General features: G+C 69.7%; 17 protein-coding genes. 15 read left to right on the top strand and 2 right to left on the bottom strand.

The genetic code is table 11. The features are described from left to right. Positions 1 to 228 precede the first annotated feature (228 nt). On the top strand, positions 229 to 1,662 hold the full coding sequence (locus tag ACTIE5_RS13470) for an FAD/NAD(P)-binding protein (protein WP_439550217.1): 1,434 nt from the start codon (positions 229 to 231) through the stop codon (positions 1,660 to 1,662). A gap of 2 nt (positions 1,663 to 1,664) precedes the next feature. Here the strand turns inward: ACTIE5_RS13470 and ACTIE5_RS13465 are convergent, their stop codons facing one another. Next, positions 1,665 to 3,023, bottom strand: a complete 1,359-nt coding sequence (locus ACTIE5_RS13465; RefSeq protein ID WP_439550216.1) for an MmgE/PrpD family protein — start codon at positions 3,021 to 3,023, stop codon at positions 1,665 to 1,667. Positions 3,024 to 3,146: 123 nt separating this feature from the next. Here ACTIE5_RS13465 and ACTIE5_RS13460 point away from each other — a divergent pair, with 123 nt between their 5' ends. From ACTIE5_RS13460 to ACTIE5_RS13430, 7 genes are all read left to right on the top strand, one after another. Next, complete coding sequence (locus ACTIE5_RS13460; RefSeq protein ID WP_439550215.1) at positions 3,147 to 4,553, top strand: M20/M25/M40 family metallo-hydrolase; 1,407 nt, start codon at positions 3,147 to 3,149, stop codon at positions 4,551 to 4,553. A 2-nt stretch (positions 4,554 to 4,555) separates the two neighbouring features. After that, positions 4,556 to 5,518: a Bug family tripartite tricarboxylate transporter substrate binding protein gene (locus ACTIE5_RS13455; protein ID WP_439550214.1), complete on the top strand. Its 963-nt coding sequence runs from the start codon at positions 4,556 to 4,558 to the stop codon at positions 5,516 to 5,518. 13 nt (positions 5,519 to 5,531) lie between these two features. After that, the gene (locus ACTIE5_RS13450; protein ID WP_439550213.1) at positions 5,532 to 7,226 is read left to right on the top strand and encodes a M28 family peptidase; all 1,695 of its coding nucleotides are present in this window, start codon (positions 5,532 to 5,534) and stop codon (positions 7,224 to 7,226) included. Next, positions 7,226 to 7,984, top strand: coding sequence for an SDR family NAD(P)-dependent oxidoreductase (locus ACTIE5_RS13445; protein WP_439550212.1), 759 nt, complete (start codon positions 7,226 to 7,228; stop codon positions 7,982 to 7,984). The genes ACTIE5_RS13450 and ACTIE5_RS13445 overlap by 1 nt, the downstream gene beginning before the upstream one ends. An 11-nt stretch (positions 7,985 to 7,995) precedes the next feature. After that, on the top strand, positions 7,996 to 9,420 hold the full coding sequence (locus ACTIE5_RS13440) for a M20 family metallopeptidase (protein WP_439550211.1): 1,425 nt from the start codon (positions 7,996 to 7,998) through the stop codon (positions 9,418 to 9,420). Positions 9,421 to 9,488: 68 nt separating this feature from the next. After that, positions 9,489 to 11,261, top strand: coding sequence for an SLC13 family permease (locus ACTIE5_RS13435; RefSeq protein ID WP_439550210.1), 1,773 nt, complete (start codon positions 9,489 to 9,491; stop codon positions 11,259 to 11,261). Between the two features lie 48 nt (positions 11,262 to 11,309). After that, on the top strand, positions 11,310 to 11,831 hold the full coding sequence (locus tag ACTIE5_RS13430) for a MarR family winged helix-turn-helix transcriptional regulator (RefSeq protein ID WP_439550209.1): 522 nt from the start codon (positions 11,310 to 11,312) through the stop codon (positions 11,829 to 11,831). On the opposite strand, the gene ACTIE5_RS13425 is transcribed toward ACTIE5_RS13430, so the two are convergent. Further along, positions 11,779 to 12,342, bottom strand: a complete 564-nt coding sequence (locus tag ACTIE5_RS13425; protein WP_439550208.1) for a nucleoside 2-deoxyribosyltransferase — start codon at positions 12,340 to 12,342, stop codon at positions 11,779 to 11,781. The genes ACTIE5_RS13430 and ACTIE5_RS13425 overlap by 53 nt on opposite strands. A gap of 137 nt (positions 12,343 to 12,479) precedes the next feature. Between ACTIE5_RS13425 and ACTIE5_RS13420 the strand changes: the two genes are divergently transcribed. The 7 genes from ACTIE5_RS13420 to ACTIE5_RS13390 are packed head-to-tail and all read left to right on the top strand — an operon-like array spanning position 12,480 to position 19,730. Continuing rightward, complete coding sequence (locus ACTIE5_RS13420) at positions 12,480 to 13,349, top strand: FAD binding domain-containing protein (protein WP_439550207.1); 870 nt, start codon at positions 12,480 to 12,482, stop codon at positions 13,347 to 13,349. Next, positions 13,346 to 13,810 carry a (2Fe-2S)-binding protein gene (locus ACTIE5_RS13415; protein WP_439550206.1) on the top strand — a complete coding sequence of 155 codons (465 nt, stop codon included), beginning with the start codon at positions 13,346 to 13,348 and terminating at the stop codon, positions 13,808 to 13,810. Before ACTIE5_RS13420 ends, ACTIE5_RS13415 begins: the two co-directional genes overlap by 4 nt. Next, positions 13,807 to 16,143, top strand: a complete 2,337-nt coding sequence (locus tag ACTIE5_RS13410) for a molybdopterin cofactor-binding domain-containing protein (protein ID WP_439550205.1) — start codon at positions 13,807 to 13,809, stop codon at positions 16,141 to 16,143. The genes ACTIE5_RS13415 and ACTIE5_RS13410 overlap by 4 nt, the downstream gene beginning before the upstream one ends. Beyond that, the gene (locus tag ACTIE5_RS13405; protein WP_439550204.1) at positions 16,136 to 16,918 is read left to right on the top strand and encodes an ABC transporter ATP-binding protein; all 783 of its coding nucleotides are present in this window, start codon (positions 16,136 to 16,138) and stop codon (positions 16,916 to 16,918) included. The genes ACTIE5_RS13410 and ACTIE5_RS13405 overlap by 8 nt, the downstream gene beginning before the upstream one ends. Before the next feature lie 10 nt (positions 16,919 to 16,928). After that, the gene (locus ACTIE5_RS13400) at positions 16,929 to 17,774 is read left to right on the top strand and encodes an ABC transporter permease (protein WP_439550203.1); all 846 of its coding nucleotides are present in this window, start codon (positions 16,929 to 16,931) and stop codon (positions 17,772 to 17,774) included. After that, on the top strand, positions 17,771 to 18,694 hold the full coding sequence (locus tag ACTIE5_RS13395; RefSeq protein WP_439550202.1) for an ABC transporter permease: 924 nt from the start codon (positions 17,771 to 17,773) through the stop codon (positions 18,692 to 18,694). Before ACTIE5_RS13400 ends, ACTIE5_RS13395 begins: the two co-directional genes overlap by 4 nt. 19 nt (positions 18,695 to 18,713) lie before the next feature. Then, on the top strand, positions 18,714 to 19,730 hold the full coding sequence (locus ACTIE5_RS13390; protein ID WP_439550201.1) for an ABC transporter substrate-binding protein: 1,017 nt from the start codon (positions 18,714 to 18,716) through the stop codon (positions 19,728 to 19,730).

Here is a 19,730-nt window from a genome sequence, read left to right as displayed (position 1 = left end):
CCCCACGAGCGTGGCAAGAAGCAAGGGCGCATGGCAAGCGCCGATGCGACGCCCGCGCGATGCCGCGCAGCGCGATTGCGAGCTGCTTCGGCAGGCCCTGCGCGTATACGCCGCAATCGCGATCCGGCCGCGGCATATACGATTCCTCGCGCGACAAGGCGGCTGGCGCAGACTGGCGGTGGCGTGGAATCCTCCCACCTCTGGCCCGCCCGACATGGAGATACTGCCTTGCCCGCACCCCGCACGCTGGCCGAGTTGGAAGCGGATGTGCAGCGTGACCTCGACCTGATCGCGCATCCGCGCATGGCCTGGCTGCAGCCCAAGACCTGCAGCGGCGCGCCGGTGCTGGATGTGCTGGTGGTGGGCGGCGGACAATGCGGCGTGGTCACGGCCTTCGCATTGATGCGCGACAAGGTGCGCAACCTGCTGGTGATCGACCGCGCGGCGGAGGGGCGGGAGGGGCCGTGGCTTACCTATGGCCGCATGCACAACCTCCGTTCCTGGAAGGACCAGAGCGGCCCGGACCTCGGCGTACCCTCCCTCACCTACCAGGCCTGGCATGAGGCGCGGTATGGCCGGCGGTCCTGGGATGCGCTCCGCTATATCCCCAAGGAATACTGGAACGACTACCTGCTGTGGCTGCGGCGCGTGGTCGGCGTGCCGGTGCGCAACGGCGTGGAGGCCGGGCGCATCACGCCCGCGCGGACGGATGACGGCCTGCCCTGCCTGCGCGTCGAAACCACCGCAGGGCCGATGCTGGCGCGGAAGGTGGTGCTGGCCACGGGGCAGGAGGATGCGGGCTTCTGGTGGATGCCGGAATTCGTCGCCTCCCTGCCGAAGCGCCTCCGCGCCCATGCCGCGGACCCCATCGACTTCGCCGCGCTGCGCGGCAAGGTCGTCGCCGTGCTCGGCGCCGGCGCCTCCGCCTTCGACAATGCGGCGATGGCGCTGGAGGCCGGCGCGGCCGAAGTTCATCTGTTCTGCCGGCGGGCGGAGCCGATGGTGGTGCAGCCCTATCGCTGGCTCACCTTCGCCGGCTTCATGCGACACATGCACGAAATGCCGGATGAGTGGCGCTGGCGCTTCATGAGTCATGTGCTGGGACTGCGGGAGGGTTTCCCGCCCGATACCTACGACCGCGTGAACCGCTTCCCGCATTTCACGATGCATGTCGGCCGGCCCTGGACAGATGCGCGGGTGGGCCCCGATGGGCGCGCGGTGCTGGCGACGGCGCGCGGCGATGTCAGCGCGGATTTCCTCATCTGCGGGACGGGCGTGAAGATGGACCCGTCGCGCGTGCCCTGCCTCGCCGGCTTTGCCGATGCGATCGCGCGCTGGCAGGATCGCTACACGCCGCCGGCCGAGGAGGCGAATGCGCGGCTGGGTGAATTCCCCTACCTGGCGCCGGACTACAGCTTCATCGAGCGTGAACCTGGCCAGGCCCCGTGGATCCGCGACATCCACCTGTTCGGCATCGGCACGACCATGTCCTTCGGACCGGCCGGGGCCTCCATCAACGCGATGGGCATGGCGGTGCCGCGCCTGGCGGCCGGCGTGACGCGCGGGCTGTTCGAGGCGGACCTGCCCGCCTTCCACGCAGCCCTCCTCGCCTATGACGTGAAGCAGGTGGAGTTGGACCCCACGCGACTCGCGGCGGAATAGGGCTACGGGGTCAGGGCATCCACCAGCGATGCCGCGTCGCCGCCGGTGGGCAGGGCGTTGATCGCGGCCAGCGCGCGGGCGACGCCCGCTGCATCCAGCACATGGCCGGCGCAGTCACGGAACTTCGCGTCGTGGTCGGCCTCGCTCAACGGATTGCCGCGTGATCCGCGGCGCTCCGTGCGGGTTTCCGTCAGCGTGCGGCCATCGGCCAGGCGTATCGTCACGATGGTGGGGGGCGGTGGCGCGTCCACGGGTTCCGGCACGCCGCGCATGGTGATGCGGGGCATGAGCGCGCGGATCGCGTCGCGATGGATGGCATCGCCCTCGAAATCCGAAAGGGTCAGCGTTCCCTGGCTGGCGGCGGCGGCCAGGCAGTATTCCATGCTGAAGCGGGCCTCCATCCCCGTGGTCGGGCGCGGATGCATCAGGTTGCGGGACAGCACCATCGGCAGGTCCGTCTCGATCGCCGCGATGCGGTCGGGCGTGACGCCTTCCCGTTCCCGCAACGCGAGCAGCGCATCCAGCGAGAGATGCGTGGCTGCGCAGGTGGGATAGGCCTTGTAGGCGATGCCGATGCTCTCGATGGCGAGTGCCTCGTTCTCCCCGGGCGGCAGCATCGCGCCCTCCGGCGCCGGGCGGCCCGCATAGAGATCGACGAAGCGCCAGCGGCCTTCCAGCGCCTCCGCCGCGCCACCCGCACCGGCTTCGGCGAGGGTTGCGGCCAGGATGCCGTCCTTCGCGGCAAAGCCGGCATGGATGGATTTCGCCTCCGCGCCCAGTTGCATGCGCGTGCCTGCGGCCATGCTGACGCCGAGGCTGAGCGCATCGCGCGCCTGCGTCGCATCCAGGCGCATCAACCGCGCGCAGGCGGCCGCCGCACCGATGGCGCCGATGGTGGAGGTGGCGTGCCAGCCGAGCGCGTAATGCTGCGGGTTCACGCCGCGGCCGACGCAGGCCATGATCTCCAGCCCCACCACCAACGCGTCCAGCAATTCGGGGCCGTTGGCGCCGCGTTCTTCGCCCAGTGCGAGGATGGCGGGCACGAGCACCGCGGTGGCGTGGCCACTGAGAGGCGCGAAGGTGTCGTCGTAATCCAGCACATGCGCGGCCGCGCCATTCACCAGCGCGGCCCAGGGCGCGGCGAGTGCGCCATCGCGGCCGATGATGCGCGCGGGGCCGCTGCCCCAGCGGGAGACGGCGGCGAAGACCTTCCGCGGCACGGGTTCCGCCGCGCCGGCGAGGATCACGCCGATGGCGTCGCGCATGCCCTCGGTCGCCAATGGCGCCGCGCGGGCGATGCGCGCGCGCGGGACGGTCGCGATCCAGTCGGCGATGCGCTGGGTGGTACCGGGTTCGTCCATGGGTGCAGCCTCCGCAATGCGCCAGGGTGGCGCCTGCTTTGCGAAGACGGCAAGGGGTTGGTGGCTTCCCGCGGCGGGGCGATGCGTGCCAGCATCACGGCAGCAAGGAAGAGGACGACCTCCATGGCAGGGACGCGGGCGGGTGCGATCGCGCGGGCGGAACGCTGCTTTGATGAGGGGACATACCTGGAGCGGCTGCGCCGCCTGGTGGCGGTGCCGACGGAGAGCCAGCTGCCCGACAGCGAGCCGGCGCTGCGCCGCTATTGCGAGGAGACGCTGCCCGAGTTGATGCGGGAGATGGCGTTCGAGCAGGTGGTCCTCGACAATCCGAAGAAAGGTCGCGGGCCCGTCTTCATCGCCACGCGCATCGAGGACCCGTCGCTGCCGACCGTGCTCGTCTATGGCCATGGCGATGTGGTGCGCGGCCTGAAGGGCCAGTGGACGGACGGGCTCGATCCCTGGGACGTCACGGTGCGCGGCGACAAATGGTACGGGCGCGGCACGGTCGACAACAAGGGCCAGCACTTGATCGCGATTGAGGCGCTGCGCGCGGTGATGGCAGAGCGCGGCGGGAAGCTTGGCTTCAACGCCAAGGTGCTGGTGGAAACAGGCGAGGAACAAGGATCGCCGGGGCTGCGCGGGCTGTTGCAGGCCGAGAAGGATCGGCTGGCGGCGGATGTCTTCATCGGCCTGGACGGACCGCGGCAGACGACCTTCATGCCGGAGATGAAGCTCGGCGCACGCGGTGGCGTGGCCTTCGACCTGCTGGTGCGGCTGCGTGACCATGCCCACCATTCCGGCCATTGGGGCGGCGTGCTGACGGACCCCGGCTTCGTTCTGGCGCATGCGCTGGCCAGCATCACGGACCGGCACGGCCGCATCCAGGTGGAGGGCTGGACGCCGGCCGCGATCCCGCCCGCGGTGAAGCGCGCCATCGGCGAATTGGTGTTCGAGGACATCCCCGGCCTGCCGCAGGGCGATGCCAGCTGGGGCGAGCCCGGCCTGACAAAGGCGGAAAAGATCTTCGGCTGGACCAGTGTGATCGTCCTTGCCCAGGTCACGGGCCATCCCGATGCGCCGACCAATGCGGTCCAGGGCGAGGCACGGGCGCGGTTGCAGGTGCGGCATTGCGCGGATGTGCCGGGCGACAGCATCGTGCCCGCGCTGCGGCGACACCTGGATGCGAAGGGCTTCCCGGAAGTCGAGATCATCCCGGTGATGGAGCGCGACATGTTCGGCGCTTCCCGCACCGATCCGGATGATCCCTGGGTCGGCATGGTGGCGGGTTCCATGGCGCGCACGACGAACCGCGCGCCGAACATCGTGCCGAATTCCTCGGGCTCCAATCCCTCCGACATGTTCCTGGAGGAGCTGGGCACGCCGGTGATCTGGATCCCCAACAGCTATGCCGGCTGCAACCAGCATGGGCCCGACGAACACGCGCTGGCGCCGCTGCTGCGGGAAGGCCTCGGCCTGCTGGCGGGCGTGTGGTGGGACATCGGCGAGGGCCGGGTGCCGGGGAAGCGATGACCATGCAGCGTCGGGGATTGATGGCGGCCGGGCTGGCGATGCTCGCCGCGCCGGCGGTGGCCCAGGGCGGTTTCCCGGCGCGGCCCGTGCGCGTGATCATCCCCTTCGCGCCCGGCGGCGGCACGGATAATCTCGCGCGGCTGATCGAGCCGCATGTCAACCGCGCGCTCGGCCAGAACCTGGTGATCGAGACGCGGCCGGGCGCGGGCGGCGTCGTGGGGTCGGAGGCCGTGATGCGGGCCGAGCCCGATGGCCACACGGTGCTGATGACGGATGCGAGCTTCAGCATCATCCCGGGTCTCTATCCACGCCTGCCTTTCGACGTGCTGCGCGATTTCGCGCCGATCTCCCTGCTGGCGACTGGATCTTCCGTGCTGCTGGTGCATCCGTCGCTGCCCGTGCGCAGCGTGCAGGAGTTGATCGCGCTGGCGCGGGCGCGCCCCGGAGAGCTGAGCTACGCCTCCGGCGGCAATGGCACCGGACCGCATCTGGCGGCGGAACTCGTGAAGATACAGGCGGGGATCGACATGACGCATGTGCCCTATCGCGGCACGGGACCCGCGACGAATGACGTGGTGGCGGGGCATGTGAAGCTGATGTTCAACGGCATCAGCGCCGCCAAGCCGCATGTGGATGCAGGGCGGCTTGTCGCCATCGCGGTCACGGGTGATGTGCGCAACCGCGCGCTGCCTGATGTGCCGACCTTCGACGAGCAGGGCCTGCCGGGGATCGAGGCCGCGAGCAATTGGGGCGTGCTCGCCCCGGCCCGCACGCCGGATGCGGTGCTGCGGGTGCTGGAACGCGCCTTCGTCGCGGGGATCACGGAACCCTCCATCGCCGCGCGGCTGGAATATCTGGGGTTCACCCCTGCGGGCGCGGATGGCGCGGCCTATGGGCGGCGATTGGCGAGTGATGTCGAACGCTGGACGCGGGTGATCCGCGCCGCCGGCGTGAAAATGGATTGAGGGGGAGGCAAGCATGCCCGACGGAACGACGACGAGCCTGACCGACGCAGTCAGCGGCCCGGAGATGATGGCGAACCTCCGCGAGATCGCGCGCTGGGTCAAAAGCTCCGGCACCGCCGAGGAGCGGGAGGGACTGGCCTTCATCGACAAGCGGATGCGGGACTATGGCTTCCGGACCGAAGTGATCCTGCATGACGCCTTCATCAGCCTGCCGGGCAGGGCCTCTGTGCTGGTTGATGGCAGGGCGATCAAGGCCATCACGCAGAGCTTCTCCCAATCCTCCCCACCCGGCGGCGTCTCCGGCGTGCCCATCTATGTCGGGCATGGGACGGAGGCGGATTTCGCAGGCAAGGATCTGGCCGGGAAGATCCTGCTGATCGAGGGCATGGCCACGCCGGCGACGGCGCAGCGCGCCACCAATGCCGGCGCCATCGCGCATCTCCACATCAGCCATCACGAGCATATCCACGAGATGTGCATCTCCCCGGTCTGGGGCAGCCCAGGCAACAGCACGAAGGACGGCATGCCGCGCACCGTGGTGTGCAGCGTGGACAATGCCGACGGCGGCGCGATCCGCGACGCGCTGGCGGCAGGCAAGTCCCCGGTCGTGACGCTGCATGCGGAAGCCGATACCGGCTGGCGCAAGACGCCGATCCTGGTCGCCGAACTCGATGGTCCCGCGGGCGGCGGGGATGAGCCTTTCGTCCTGCTCTCCGGCCATCACGACACCTGGTATTACGGCGTGATGGATAATGGCTCCGCCAATGCGGGGATGATGGAGGTTGCGCGGCTGTGCGCCGAGCGGCGCGGGCAGTGGCAGCGGGGCCTGCGGGTCTGCTTCTGGTCCGGCCATTCGCATGGCCGCTATTCCAGCAGCGCCTGGTATGCCGATGCGCATTGGGATGAGCTGGATCGCCGCTGCGTCGCGCATGTGAATGTGGACAGCCTGGGCGGTGCGGGCGCGACCGTGCTGGCGAATACGGCGGCGATGTCGGAGCTGTGGCAGCTCGCGGCCTCCGCCGTGCAGGCGCATACCAACCAGACCTATGCGGGCAAGCGGAAGAACCGCAGCAGCGACGACAGCTTCGTCGGCGTCGGCATTCCCTCCATGTTCGGCACGCTCAGCGAACAGCCGGCGAAGCACGCCGCGGCGCGCAACGCGCTGGGCTGGTGGTGGCACACGCCGCACGACACGATCGACAAGGTGGATGAGGGCAATCTGGTGCGGGATACGCGGGTGCTCGGCCAGGTCGTTTGGAATCTGATGGCGACGCCGGTTGTGCCGCTGGACCATGCGGCGACCGCATCCTCCCTGCTGGCGGAACTGGCCCCGTTGCAGGCGAAGCTCGCGGGGCGCTTCCCGATCGAGGCGGTGGTGGAAAGCGCCACGGCATTGCGCGATGCGGCGGCGGCGCTGGCGGGTCGGCCCGCGCAGGACGCGACGCGGGCCAATGCGGCGCTGATGCGGGCATCCCGCGCGCTGGTGCCGGCCGACTACACGGCGGGCGACCGCTTCCTGCATCCGCATGCCCTGCCCATGCCGAACTGGCCGACCATCCAGCCGCTGCGCGACCTGGCAGCGACCACGCCGGGCACGGATGAGGAGAAGTATGCGGCGGTGGACGCGCTGCGTGCCCGCAACCGCATCGCCTTCGCGCTGCGCGAAGCCCGTGCGGCCATCGCGGATGCCGCGGCGGCGCTGGTCTGATGCAGATCCGGTTCGATGGCCAGGTGGTGGCCGTCAGCGGTGGCGCGATCGGCTTCGGCCGCGCCATCTGCCAGCGCTTCGCCGACCTCGGCGCGCGGGTGTTCACCTGTGACGTGGATGCGGCGGGGCTGGCGGAGACCGCCGCCGGCCGAAGCATCACGACGGCGGTGGTGGACCTGTCCGACCGCGCCGCGGCCGGCGCCTGGATCAAGGGCGTGGAGCAGGCGGCCGGCGAGGCGATCCGCGTGCTCGTCCACAATGCCGGCGGCACGCTGGGCGCGGCCTTCCACAAGGTGGAGGACGCGCCGGATGAGGATTGGGATTCGATCTTCGCCGTCAACGTCAACGCCGCCCTCGCCTTGGCGCGCGCGGCAGGCGCGGGGATGAAGGCAGCGGGGCGGGGGCGGATCGTCACCGTCTCCTCCACCGCGGGCCTCCAGGCATCCCGCACCGGGATCCAGGCCTATACGGCGGCGAAGCACGCGTTGGTCGGGCTGACGAAGCAGCTGGCGGTTGAATTCGGCCCCTATGGCATCACGGTCAACAGCGTGGCGCCGGGGCTGCAATACAGCACCCCTGACAAGATGAAGATCTGGGACGCGCGGCCGGAAGCCGAGAAACAGGCCGTGCTGCGGACCATCGCGCTGGGCCGCCTCGGTGAGCCCGATGACATCGCCGATGGCGTGCTGTTCTTCGCCTCGGAGCATGCGAAACTCATCACGGGACATGTCCTGCCGGTGAATGGCGGACGGATCTAGGGAATACGGCGATGCGCAACGACGAAGAGATCTGGCGCCTGGTGGATGGCCGCCGCCCGGAATACGCCGCGCTGAGCGACCGGGTCTGGGGCATGCCGGAGCTCTGCTACAACGAGCATCGCAGCGTCGCCGAGCACATCGCGATGCTGGAGGCCGAGGGCTTCGCCATCACCAAGGATGTCGCCGGCATCCCGACCGCCGTCATGGGTGAGTTCGGCGAGGGCGGGCCCGTCATCGCCATCCTCGGCGAATATGACGCACTCCCCGGCCTGTCCCAGGAAGCGGGCGTTGCGGAACACCGGCCGATCCCGGGCGATGGATACGGCCATGGCTGCGGGCACAATCTGCTGGGCTCGGCCAGCCTTCTCGCGGCCGCCGCGGTCAAGGACTATCTGAAGGCCAACAACCTGCCGGGGCGTGTGCGCTACTACGGCTGTCCCGCCGAGGAAGGCGGCGCGGCCAAGGGGTTCATGGTTCGGGCCGGCGCCTTCGATGATGTGGACATGGCGATCTCCTGGCACCCCGCCGCCTTCTCCGGCGTGAATGAACCGATCAGCCTGGCCAATACGCGCATCGATTTTTCGTTCGTTGGCCGCGCGGCGCATGCGGCGTCGTCGCCTCACCTTGGGCGCTCCGCGCTCGATGCGATCGAGCTGATGAATGTCGGCGTGAACTACATGCGCGAACACATGCCATCCGATGCGCGCATCCACTACGCCTATCTCGATGCCGGGGGCATCGCGCCGAATGTGGTGCAGAGCCGCACCAAGGTCCGCTACCTCATCCGTGCGCGGAACCTGGAGGAGCTGAACGCCCTGGTGAAGCGCGTGCGCAAGATCGCCGATGGCGCGGCGCTGATGACGGAAACGACTGTTTCCACCCAGGTCATCTCGGCAGTGTCGAACCTGCTCGGCAACTCGCCGCTCGAACAACTCATGCACGACAATTTCGAGCGCCTGGGCCCGCCCCCCTTCTCCGACGCCGACAAGGAATTCGCGGCCGAGATCCAGAAGACCCTGCGGGATGAGGACATCCTCTCCGCCTATCGCCGCCAGGGCGTGGTGCCGGAGACGGGCAAGCCGCTGTGTGACGCCATCGTGCCGTTGGGTGCGAAGGGCGCGGGCATGAACGGATCCACCGATGTCGGCGACGTGTCCTGGAAGGTGCCGACGGTCCAGGCCCGTGGCGCGACCTATGCCATCGGCACCCCCGGCCATTCCTGGCAGGTGGTGGCGCAGGGCAAGACCGATGCGGCGCATACGGGCATGGTGCATGTGGCCAAGGTGATGGCGGGCACCGCGGTGGATGCGCTGCGCAACCCCGACATCATCGCCAAGGCCAAGGCCGACCACCAGGCGCGCACCGGCGGCAAGCCCTATCAGAGCCCGCTGCCGGCCGATGCCAAGCCGGCGCTCGGCATGTCCCTGGCGGAGTAGACGCGGAACCGGCGGGCCAGGCCCGCCGTTCGCACCCCCGCGCCGATCACCGGCGCGGGGACCCGCTTGTGACGATCGATCAGGCCATCGCCTTCGCCATCCTCGGCTGCACCATCGCGGCCTTCATCCACGGGCGGCTGCCCTACGACCTGGTTGCGCTGCTGTCGCTGTTCGCCGCCGTCGTCAGCGGTGTGGTGCCGGCAGACAAGGCGTTCTCCGGCTTCAGCGACGATGTGGTGATCATCGTGGCCGGCGCGCTGCTGGTCAGCGGCGCCGTCGCCCGGTCCGGCGCGGTGGAGGCCGCGATGCGGCCGCTGCTGCCGCATCTCCGCCGCGGGCCGGCCGTGCAGGTGCCGATCCTGGCGGCGGTGGTGATGGTGCTGTCCGCGGTCACGAAGAATGTCGGCGCGCTCGCCATCCTGATGCCGGTCGCCTTCCAGCTGGCGCGGCGGACCGGGACCTCACCCTCCGCGCTGCTCATGCCCATGGCCTTCGCGGCGTTGCTGGGCGGGCTGGTCACGCTGGTCGGCACATCCCCCAACATCATCGTGTCCCGCCTGCGGGAGGAGATGCAGGGGGAGCCCTTCGGCCTGCTCGACTTCGCCCCGGTCGGCGGCTGCATCGCGCTGGCGGGCCTGGTGGTGCTGGCGCTGGGCTGGCGGCTGCTGCCAGGCGGCCAGCGCGGCGGCGGCGGCAAGGATGCCGCCTTCACCCTATCCCACTATACGACCGAGGCGCGCCTGCCGGCCGAGGGCAGCCCGGTCGGGCAGACCGTCGCCGAACTCGCTGCCCTGGGTGAGGGAGAGGTCCGCGTGACCGCGCTTATCCGGGATGGGGAGCGGACGACGCCGCGGGACGCCACCCTGCTCCAGGCCGCCGACCGGGTTCTGCTGGAAGGGGAAGCCGATGACCTGGACGCCTTCATCGCCCGCAGCGGGTTGACCCTGGTCGGGGAACGCCAGGCGCTCGCGGCGGATGAGGCGGAGGTGGTGGAAGGCGTCGTCACCGGCGAAAGCCCGCTGGTCGGCGCCACCGTCGCGGGATTCGACCTGCATGGACGGACGGGGCTCAACCTGATCGCCGTCAGCCGCCGCGGCCAGCGGATCAGCGAGAAGCTCAGCGAGCTTCGCTTCCGCTCCGGCGATGTCGTGATCCTGAAGGGGGAGGCCGAGGCCGTGCCGCGCGCCATGGGGTCGCTCCGCATCCTGCCGCTGTCGGAGCGCAACGTACCGCTGGGGCGCAACCGGCGCGGCTGGGTGCCGCCGCTGGTGCTGGCCCTCGCCATGGGCCTGGTGGCGCTGCATCTCGTGCCGATCTCGATCGCCTTCTTCGGCGCCGCCGTCGTGCTGCTGGCGCTGCGGGCGATGTCGATGCGGGAAGCCTATGAGACGGTGGAATGGCCCGTCATCGTGCTGCTCGCCGCCCTCATCCCGGTCAGCGAGGCGATCCGTACCACCGGAGGCACCGAACTCGTCGCGGGGTGGCTCGCCGTGGCGGCCGCCGCGGTGCCGCCGATCGCCGCCATGGCGCTGATGATGGTCATTGCCATGGCCGTCACCCCCTTCCTCAACAATGCCGCGACGGTGCTGGTGATGGCGCCGGTGGGGGCGAGCCTGGCGACGCAGCTCCAGCTCAGCCCCGATCCCTTCCTGATGGCGGTGGCGATCGGCGCGGCGAGCGACTTCCTCACCCCCATCGGGCACCAGTGCAACACGCTGGTGATGGGGCCGGGAGGCTATCGCTTCCAGGACTACTGGCGGCTCGGCCTGCCGCTATCCATCACCGTCATCCTCGTCGGCGTGCCGGCGGTGGCCTATTTCTGGCCGCTGGCGCCGGGCTGAATCACCGCCGCGCTTTCCGGCATAGCAGCCAGGGTTGTAGAAGGCGGCATGACCCGTCCCGCGCCCAAGGATTCGGACCGCGCCTTGGCGCTGCCGCTGGAACACAGCCTGGGTTTCCAGGTCCGGGACCTCAACCGCGCCATGCAGCGCGCGCTGCAGATCCGCATCCAGCCGAGCGGCGCCACGCTCGGCGCCTGGTACTTCCTCCGCGTGCTGTGGGAGGAGGACAGCCTGACCCAGCGCGAACTCGCCACCCGCATCGGCATGCAGGAACCGACGGCCGTGATCGCGCTGCGGGGCATGGAGGAAGCGGGCTGGATCACCCGCGACCGCAGCCAGGAGGACCGCCGCAAGGTCCATATCCGCCTGACAGAGGCCGGCCGCGCCCTGCGGGAGGAGTTGCTGCCCCGGGCGCGGGAGGTGATCGGCCTGGCGACGGACGGGATGACGGAAGCCGAGGTCGAGACGCTGATCGCCCTGCTGAAGCGGGCCAAGGCCAATCTGGAACCCGCGCCGCTCAGCCCGGCGCCACGCCGAGCCGCCGCGCCGCGGCCGCCACAGAGCGACTGAAGACCTCCAGCGAATCGAAGGGCAGGTCGGCGCCGCCCTCCGGCAGCAGGATCGGCAGCCCGCCGGTTTCGACCGCGCCGGGGATCATCAGATTGTCCGGCAGGCCGAAGCCGCCGACCGTGAGGCCCGGCATGGGGTCTGGCACCGCCGCCACCTGCGCCTGGCTGCGGGCGGCGAAGAGGGTCGCGCTGTTGGAATAGGCGAAGATCGGGCGGCCTCGGCCGAGGAACCAGCCGAGTTCCACAAGCGTGCCGGCATCGGCCGAGGCCCCTCGGAAGGGCGTCAGGTTGGCGATGACGATGTCCGCGCGTTCCATCATCGCGATGTCCTTGGCGAAGATGACGCGCCAGGCCTCCGCCTCCGGCATCGCGGCCAGGCTCGCCACATCCTCGTTCAGCGGCGGCAGGGCGGTGATGCCGTGGGCGGCGCAGATGGCCGATTTGCGCGCGGCATGGGCCGGCGCATCGGGCAGGAAGACATCGGGACCGGCGAGATAGGCGATGATCGGCATACCCCCACCTGACCATGCCGCGCGCAGCCTGGGCAAGAAGGCGGCACCCGGTGGCCTGCCGGGACAGGCGATGCGGAAAACGCCTCTGGCAGGGGCAGGGCCGCTTCTGGCAGGTTCGCGGCCATGAGGATGATCGCGTGAAGCCGGCGCCTTTCGAATGGTTGGGGCCGGAGACGGTTGAGGCCGCCCTGGCCCTGAAAGCCGAGCATGGGGAAGCCGCGCGCTTCCTGGCCGGGGGACAATCCCTGGTGCCGGCCATGAATTTCCGGGTGGCGCAACCCGGCATCCTGATCGACCTGAACCGTGTGGCGGGGCTCGATTCGCTGGCATGGCTGGCGGATGGGTCGCTGCGAATCGGCGCCACGGTGCGCTACCGCGTGATCGAGCGGGATGCGGAGGTCGCGCGGCGCCTGCCCTTGCTGGCGGAGGCGCTGGCGGAGGTCGCGCATCCGCAGATCCGCACGCGCGGCACGCTGGGGGGCAACCTCTCCCACGCCGATCCGGCCAGCGAGATGCCGGCGGTGATGCTGGCGCAGGGCGCGCGGATGGAACTGCGCCGCGCGGGCGGGATGCGGGAGGTCGCGGCGCGCGACTTCTTCCTGGGCCCGCTGACCACGGCGCTGGCGGAGGATGAGATGCTGGCCGCGATCGTGATCCCTCCCCTGCCCCCCGGTTCCGGCACGGCCTTCCTGGAGGTGGCGCGGCGGCGCGGCGACTACGCGATGATGGGCGTGGCCGCGGTGCTGCGACGGGATGGCGCGGGACGCTGCGCGGAAGCGCGGCTCGCCTTCTGCAGCGCGGGGCCGACGCCGATGGCCGCCCCCCTGGCCGCGGCGGGGCTGGTGGGCACGGCGCTGACGCCGGCGGATATCGCGGCGGCGGCGGAAGCGGCGAAGGCGGAGATCGAGCCGATGGGCAGCGTGCAGGCCTCCCCGGCCTATCAGCTTCACCTCGCGGGCGTGCTGGCCATGCGGGCGCTGGCACTGGCGGCGGAGCGCGCGGCATGAGGGTGCGCGTGACGGTGAATGGCGTGGCCCATGACCGCGATGTGGAGCCCCGCCTGCTGCTGAGCGACTTCATCCGCCATGAGATCGGCCTGACCGGCACGCATGTGGGCTGCGAGCACGGCGTCTGCGGCGCCTGCACGATCCTCTGGGATGGCGAGCCAGCGCGGTCATGCCTGGCCTTTGCCGTGCAGGCGGAGGGCCACGACATCCGGACCGTCGAAAACCTGGCGCCGGCGCCGGGCAAGCTGAACACGCTGCAACAGGCGTTCCAGGACAGCCACGCCTTGCAATGCGGCTACTGCACCCCCGGCATCCTGATGACGATGACGGCCTTCCTGGCGGAGAACCCGAAGCCGACGGAGGATGAGGTGCGCCATGCCCTGTCCGGCAACCTCTGCCGCTGCACGGGCTACCAGCACATCGTCGATGCTGTCCTTCTGGCCGCGGAGCGGGGCGCATGACCCATTCCTTCGGCAAGCCGCTGACACGGAATGAGGATCCCCGGCTGTTGCGGGGAGAGGCCCTGTTCGTCGATGACGTCGAACTGCCGGGGCTGCTGCATGTGGCCTTCCTTCGCAGCCCGCATGCGCATGCGCGACTGGTGTCGGTGGATCTGGGCGCGGCGCGCGCGCGGCCCGGCGTGATCGCTTGCTATGCGGCGGAAGACCTCGGCGACTACTGGAAGCCGGGGCCACTGCTGGTACCGCCGCCGCCGGTTCCGGGCATGGTCTTCAACCAGTGCTGCCAGGTGCCGCTGGTGAAGGACAAGGCACGGCATGTCGGCGAACCCGTCGCAATGGTGGTGGCGGAAAGCCGCTACATCGCGGAGGACGCGCTGGGCGATATCGTGGTCGAGTGGGACGTGCTCGATGCCGTCGGCGATCTGGAAGCCGCGCTGCAACCCGGCGCGCCGCTGGTGCATGACCATCTCGGCGTGAATGTCGCGGCCAAGGTGCATCAGCATCGCGGGGATTACGCGGCGGCGGCCAAGGCGGCGGCGCTCATCGTCAAGCGACGCTTCATCTATGACCGCGGCGCCTCCAACCCGATGGAAACGCGCGGCGTTGTCGCGCAATGGGACCCGCGCGCGGACCGGCTGACGGTGTGGGACACGACGCAGGCGCCCGTCGTCATCCGCAATGGGCTGGCGGCGTTGCTGGGCCTCAGCGAACGCCAGGTGCGCGTGGTGGCGCCGAATATCGGCGGCGGCTTCGGGCCGAAGATGATGATGTTCTATCCCGAGGAAGTGCTGGTGCCCTGGGCGGCCATGCGCCTCGGCCGGCCGGTGAAGTGGATCGAGGATCGGCTGGAGCATTTCTTCGCCACCACCCATGAACGCAGCCAGATCCATGATGCGGAGATCGCGCTGGATGCGTCGGGCCGCATCCTTGGCGTGAAGGATGTCTTCCTGCACGACAACGGCGCCTATGATCCCTATGGGCTGACCCTGCCGCTGAACAGCCAGTGCACGCTGCTCGGCTGTTATGTCGTGCCGGCCTATGACAGCGTCTTCACCGCGGTCTTCACCAACCGCACGCTGGTCACGCCCTATCGCGGCGCCGGGCGGCAGCACGGCGTCTTTGTCATGGAAAGGCTGCTGGACATCGCGGCGCGGAACCTTGGCATCGACCGCAACGAGATCAGGCGCCGCAACTTCATCCCCGCAGATGCATTCCCGTACGACCAGGGCGTGATCTACCAGGATTTTTCCCGTCTTTCCTATGACAGTGGCAACTACGCGCCGATCCTGGCCAAGGCGCTGGATGCGATCGGCTACGATCGGTTCCTGACGGAGACGCAGCCGAAGGCCCGCGCGGAGGGCCGCGCCATCGGCATCGGCGTCGTCTGCTATGTCGAGGGTACCGGCATCGGCCCTTATGAGGGCGCGAAGGTCCAGGTGCAGAGCAGCGGCAAGATCAGCCTCGCCACCGGTATCGGTTCCCAGGGCCAGGGCCATGCGACGGCCTTCGCGCAGGTGGTGGCCGAACAGCTCGGCGTCGATATCCGCGACATCGAGGTGACGACCGGCGACACCGACCAGTTTTACTGGGGTGTCGGCACCTTCGCGAGCCGCGGCGCCGTCGTCGCCGGCAGCGCCTCGCATGAAGCCGCCAAGGTCGTGCGGCAGAAGGTGCTGAAGACCGCCGCGCGCCACTTCGAATGCGCGGAGGAGGACCTGGTGCTGGCCGATGGCAAGGTGCATGTGGTGGGCGTGCCCGACCACGCCATCACCCTCGGCGCGCTGGCGGGCCTCGCGAACCCGATGCGCGGCGCGGTGACGCCCGGGACGGAGCCGGGGCTGGAGGCGACCTCCTATTTCGGCCCCGCCGGCGGCGCGACGGCGAGTGGCGCCCATGCCATGATCATCGAGGTCGATCCGCTGACCCTGCGGCCTACCATCCTCGACTACGTCGTGGTGCATGATTGCGGCACGGTGATCAATCCGCTGATCCTGGCGGGACAGATCCAGGGTGGCGTGGCGCAGGGCATCGGCAATGCCTTCTTCGAACAGCTGCATTGGGACGAACAGGGCCAGCTGATGAATGCCAGCCTGGCGGATTACCTGCTGCCGTCCGCGCTGGATGTGCCGCGCATCCGGATGGACCACACGGTGACGCCATCGCCGCTGAACCCGCTCGGCGTGAAGGGTGCCGGGGAGGCGGGCGCGATCCCCGTCGGCGCGCTGTTCGCGCAGGCACTGGAGGATGCGCTGGACCTGCCGGCGAAGGGGATCGAGATTCTCGAAATGCCACTCAGCCCCTCGCGCCTCTGGGAGATCAGCAACGGTGGCTGAACCGGCGATTGCCGCGCGCAACCTGTCGCTGGTGTTCCGCACCAATGACGGGCCGATCCATGCGCTGTCCGACGTGAACATCGACATCGCGCCGGGCGAATTCGTCTCGCTCATCGGCCCCTCGGGCTGCGGGAAGACCACGCTGCTGCGCGTGATCGCGGACCTTGAACGCCCGACCGGCGGCGAGATCCGCGTGAATGGCGTGACGCCGGAGGCCGCGCGGCTGGCGCGGGACTATGGCTATGTCTTCCAGGCGCCGGCGCTGTTTCCCTGGCGGACCATCGAGGGCAATGTGATGCTGCCCCTGCAGATCATGGGGCTTTCCAAAGCCGAGCGGCAGGAGCGCGTACGGAAGCAGATCGCCATGGTCAACCTGGCGGGGTTCGAGCGGAAGTTTCCATGGCAGCTTTCCGGTGGGATGCAGCAGCGCGCCTCCATCGCCCGCGCGCTGGCGTTCGAGCCGAAGCTGCTGCTGATGGACGAGCCCTTCGGCGCGCTCGATGAGATTGTGCGCGATCACCTCAACGAACAGCTGCTGAAGCTCTGGGCGGCGACGCGGAAGACGGTGGTCTTCGTGACGCATTCGATCCCGGAGGCCGTCTTCCTCTCCACCCGCATCGTGGTGATGTCGCCGCGGCCGGGGCGGATCACGGACATCGTGGATTGCGACCTTGGCCCCGACCGGCCGCTCGAAATCCGCGAGACTCCCGAATTCCTCCGCATCGCGCAACGCGTGCGGGAGGGTCTGCGCGCAGGCCATTCCTATGAGGGCTAGCATCCTCCCGGTGCTCACCGTCTCCGCGGGGATCGTGGTGCTGTGGTACCTCGGCGCCATCTGGCTGAACTGGCAGGTGGTGTGGGACATGCAGGCGCGGGCGGGCAACGCGCCGGACTTCGCGACGATGGTGTCGCTGACGCTGTCCCATGCCAGGCCCCTGCTGCCGGCACCGCACCAGGTGGTGGTGGAGACCTGGAACAGCCTCACAGGCCCGCCCATCACATCGCCCCGCAGCCTGGTGAACCACGCGATGGTCACGCTGTCCGCGGCGCTCGCGGGCTTCGGGCTGGGGTCGCTGGCCGGCGTGCTGCTGGCCGTCGCCATCATCCATGTGCGGGCGCTGGAACGCAGCCTGATGCCCTGGATCATCGCATCCCAGGCCGTGCCGGTTCTGGCGCTGGCGCCGATCGTTATCGTGGCGCTGGGCGCACTCGGCATGACGGGGCTGATGCCGAAGGCGATCATCAGCGCCTATCTCTGCTTCTTCCCCGTCGCCATCGGCATGGTGAAGGGGCTGGCGGCGCCGGACGCGCTGGCGCGGGACCTGCTGCGCACCTATTCCGCGACGCCGGCGCAGGTGTTCTGGACGCTGCGCGTGCCGACCTCACTCCCCTACCTCTTTGCCGGGTTGAAGGTGGCCGTGGCGGCCGCCGTCGTCGGCGCCATCGTCGCGGAACTGCCGACGGGCGCGCAGGCTGGCCTCGGCGCGCGGCTGCTGGCGGGGTCCTATTTCGGGCAGACCTTGCAGATCTGGTCGGCGCTGACGGTCGCGGCCATTGTCTCCGCCTCCCTGGTCGGGCTGCTCGGCCTGGCGGAGCGCCTGGTGGCGCGGCGCATGGGGGCACGGGCATGAAGACGGGGCTGCTGGCCACCGTGGTCCTGCTGGGCTTCGCGCTGGCCATCAAGGGCGTGCATGCCCCGGGCGCGCCAGGCGGCCTGGCGTGGTTCGGCATTACCGCCACGGCCATGCTGGCGGCCTGGCTGGTGAAGCGGCTCGGTGACCTGCCGGGTCAGGGCTGGCAGGCGATGGCGGCGCCGCTGGCCTTCGGGGCCACGATCCTCGCGCTGTGGGAAGTGCTGGTGGTGGGGTTCGAGGTGCCGATGGCGCTGATGCCCGCGCCCTCCGCCATCGCCGTGCGGATGGTGAGCGGTTCGCACCTGCTCTGGCAGGATTTCGTGCAGACCTTCCTCAAGGCCGTGCTGGCGGGCTACGCCATCGGCTGCGGGGCGGGCTTCCTGCTGGCGCTGCTGGCGGACCGCGTCCCCTTCCTGCGTCGCGGGCTGCTGCCCATCGGCAATCTGGTCGCGGCGCTGCCGGTGGTGGGGATCGCGCCCATCATGGTCATGTGGTTCGGCTTCGACTGGCAGTCCAAGGCCGCCGTCGTCGTCGCCATGACCTTCTTCCCCATGCTGGTGAACACGGTCGCCGGCCTGGCCGCCGCCGGCGCGCTGGAGCGCGACCTGATGCGCAGCTACGCCGCCGGCCATGGCCAGACGCTGCTGCTGCTGCGCCTCCCGGCCGCGCTGCCCTTCATCTTCACGGCGCTGAAGGTGAACGCGCCCCTGGCGCTGATCGGCGCCATCGTGGCGGAGTTCTTCGGATCCCCAACCACCGGCATGGGCTTCCGCATCACGACGGAAGCCGCGCGGCTCGCCCTCGACATGGTCTGGGCGGAAATCGTTGTCGCGGCGGTGGTGGGTTCGGCATTCTACGGCGCCATGGCGCTGATCGAACGGCGGGTGACCTTCTGGCACCCCTCCGTTCGCGGCTGACAATGAAGGAGAGACAGGGATGGTGATGGGATCGATGCGGCGCGCCGTGATCGGCGGGCTGATGGGCTTGGGGATGCTGGCGGGTGGTGCCGCGGCGCAGGCGCAGCCGGTCGAACGGGTGAACCTGCAGCTGAAATGGGTCACGCAGGCGCAGTTCGCGGGCTACTACGTCGCCCAGGCCCGCGGCTTCTACCGCGCCGCCAACCTCGATGTGCGGATCGCGCCGGGCGGGCCGGACATCGCGCCGCCGCAGGTCATCGCGGGCAACCGCGCCGACGTGATCGTGGAATGGATGCCGGCCGCGCTGGCCAGCCGCGAACGCGGCGTGCCGCTGGTGAACATCGCCCAGCCCTTCAAGCGATCCGGCATGATGCTGACCTGCCGGGCGGAGACGGGAATCCGCACCCCCGCGGACCTGCGCGGCAAGACGCTCGGCGTCTGGTTCTCTGGCAACGAATATCCCTTCCTCGCCTGGATGTCGCGCCTCGGCTACCCGACGAATGGCACGCCGCAGGGCGTGCGGGTGCTGCGCCAGGGCTTCAACGTGGACCCGCTGCTGCAGCGCCAGGCCGATTGCGTCTCCACCATGACCTACAATGAATACTGGCAGGTCATCGATGGCGGCTTCCGGCCGGAACAGCTTCAGGTCTTCCGGTATGAGGAACAGGGCGTGGCGACGCTGGAGGACGGTCTCTACGTCCTCGAAAGCCGCCTGACGGACGCAGCCTTCGTCGCGCGCATGGCCCGCTTCGTCCGCGCTTCCATGCAGGGCTGGGACTGGGCGCGGCAGAACCCCGATGCCGCGGCGCAGATCGTGCTGGATAACGATGCCTCCGGCGCGCAGACCATCGCGCACCAGCGCCGCATGATGGGCGAGATCGCCCGCCTGCTGGACGCCGAGGGCGGCGGCCGCTTGGCGCCGGCGGATTACGAGCGCACGGTGCAGACGCTGCTGTCTTCCGGCGGCGAATCACCGGTGATCAGCCGGGCACCCACCAATGCCTGGACGCATGCCGTGATGGACGCGATCCGCTGA

The sequence above is a fragment of the Falsiroseomonas sp. genome, from assembly GCF_051859025.1.
Taxonomy (GTDB): Bacteria; Pseudomonadota; Alphaproteobacteria; order Acetobacterales; family Acetobacteraceae; genus Falsiroseomonas.
The sequence above is the reverse complement of the archived record's forward strand: the minus strand, read 5'-3'. Positions and strand labels throughout refer to the sequence as shown.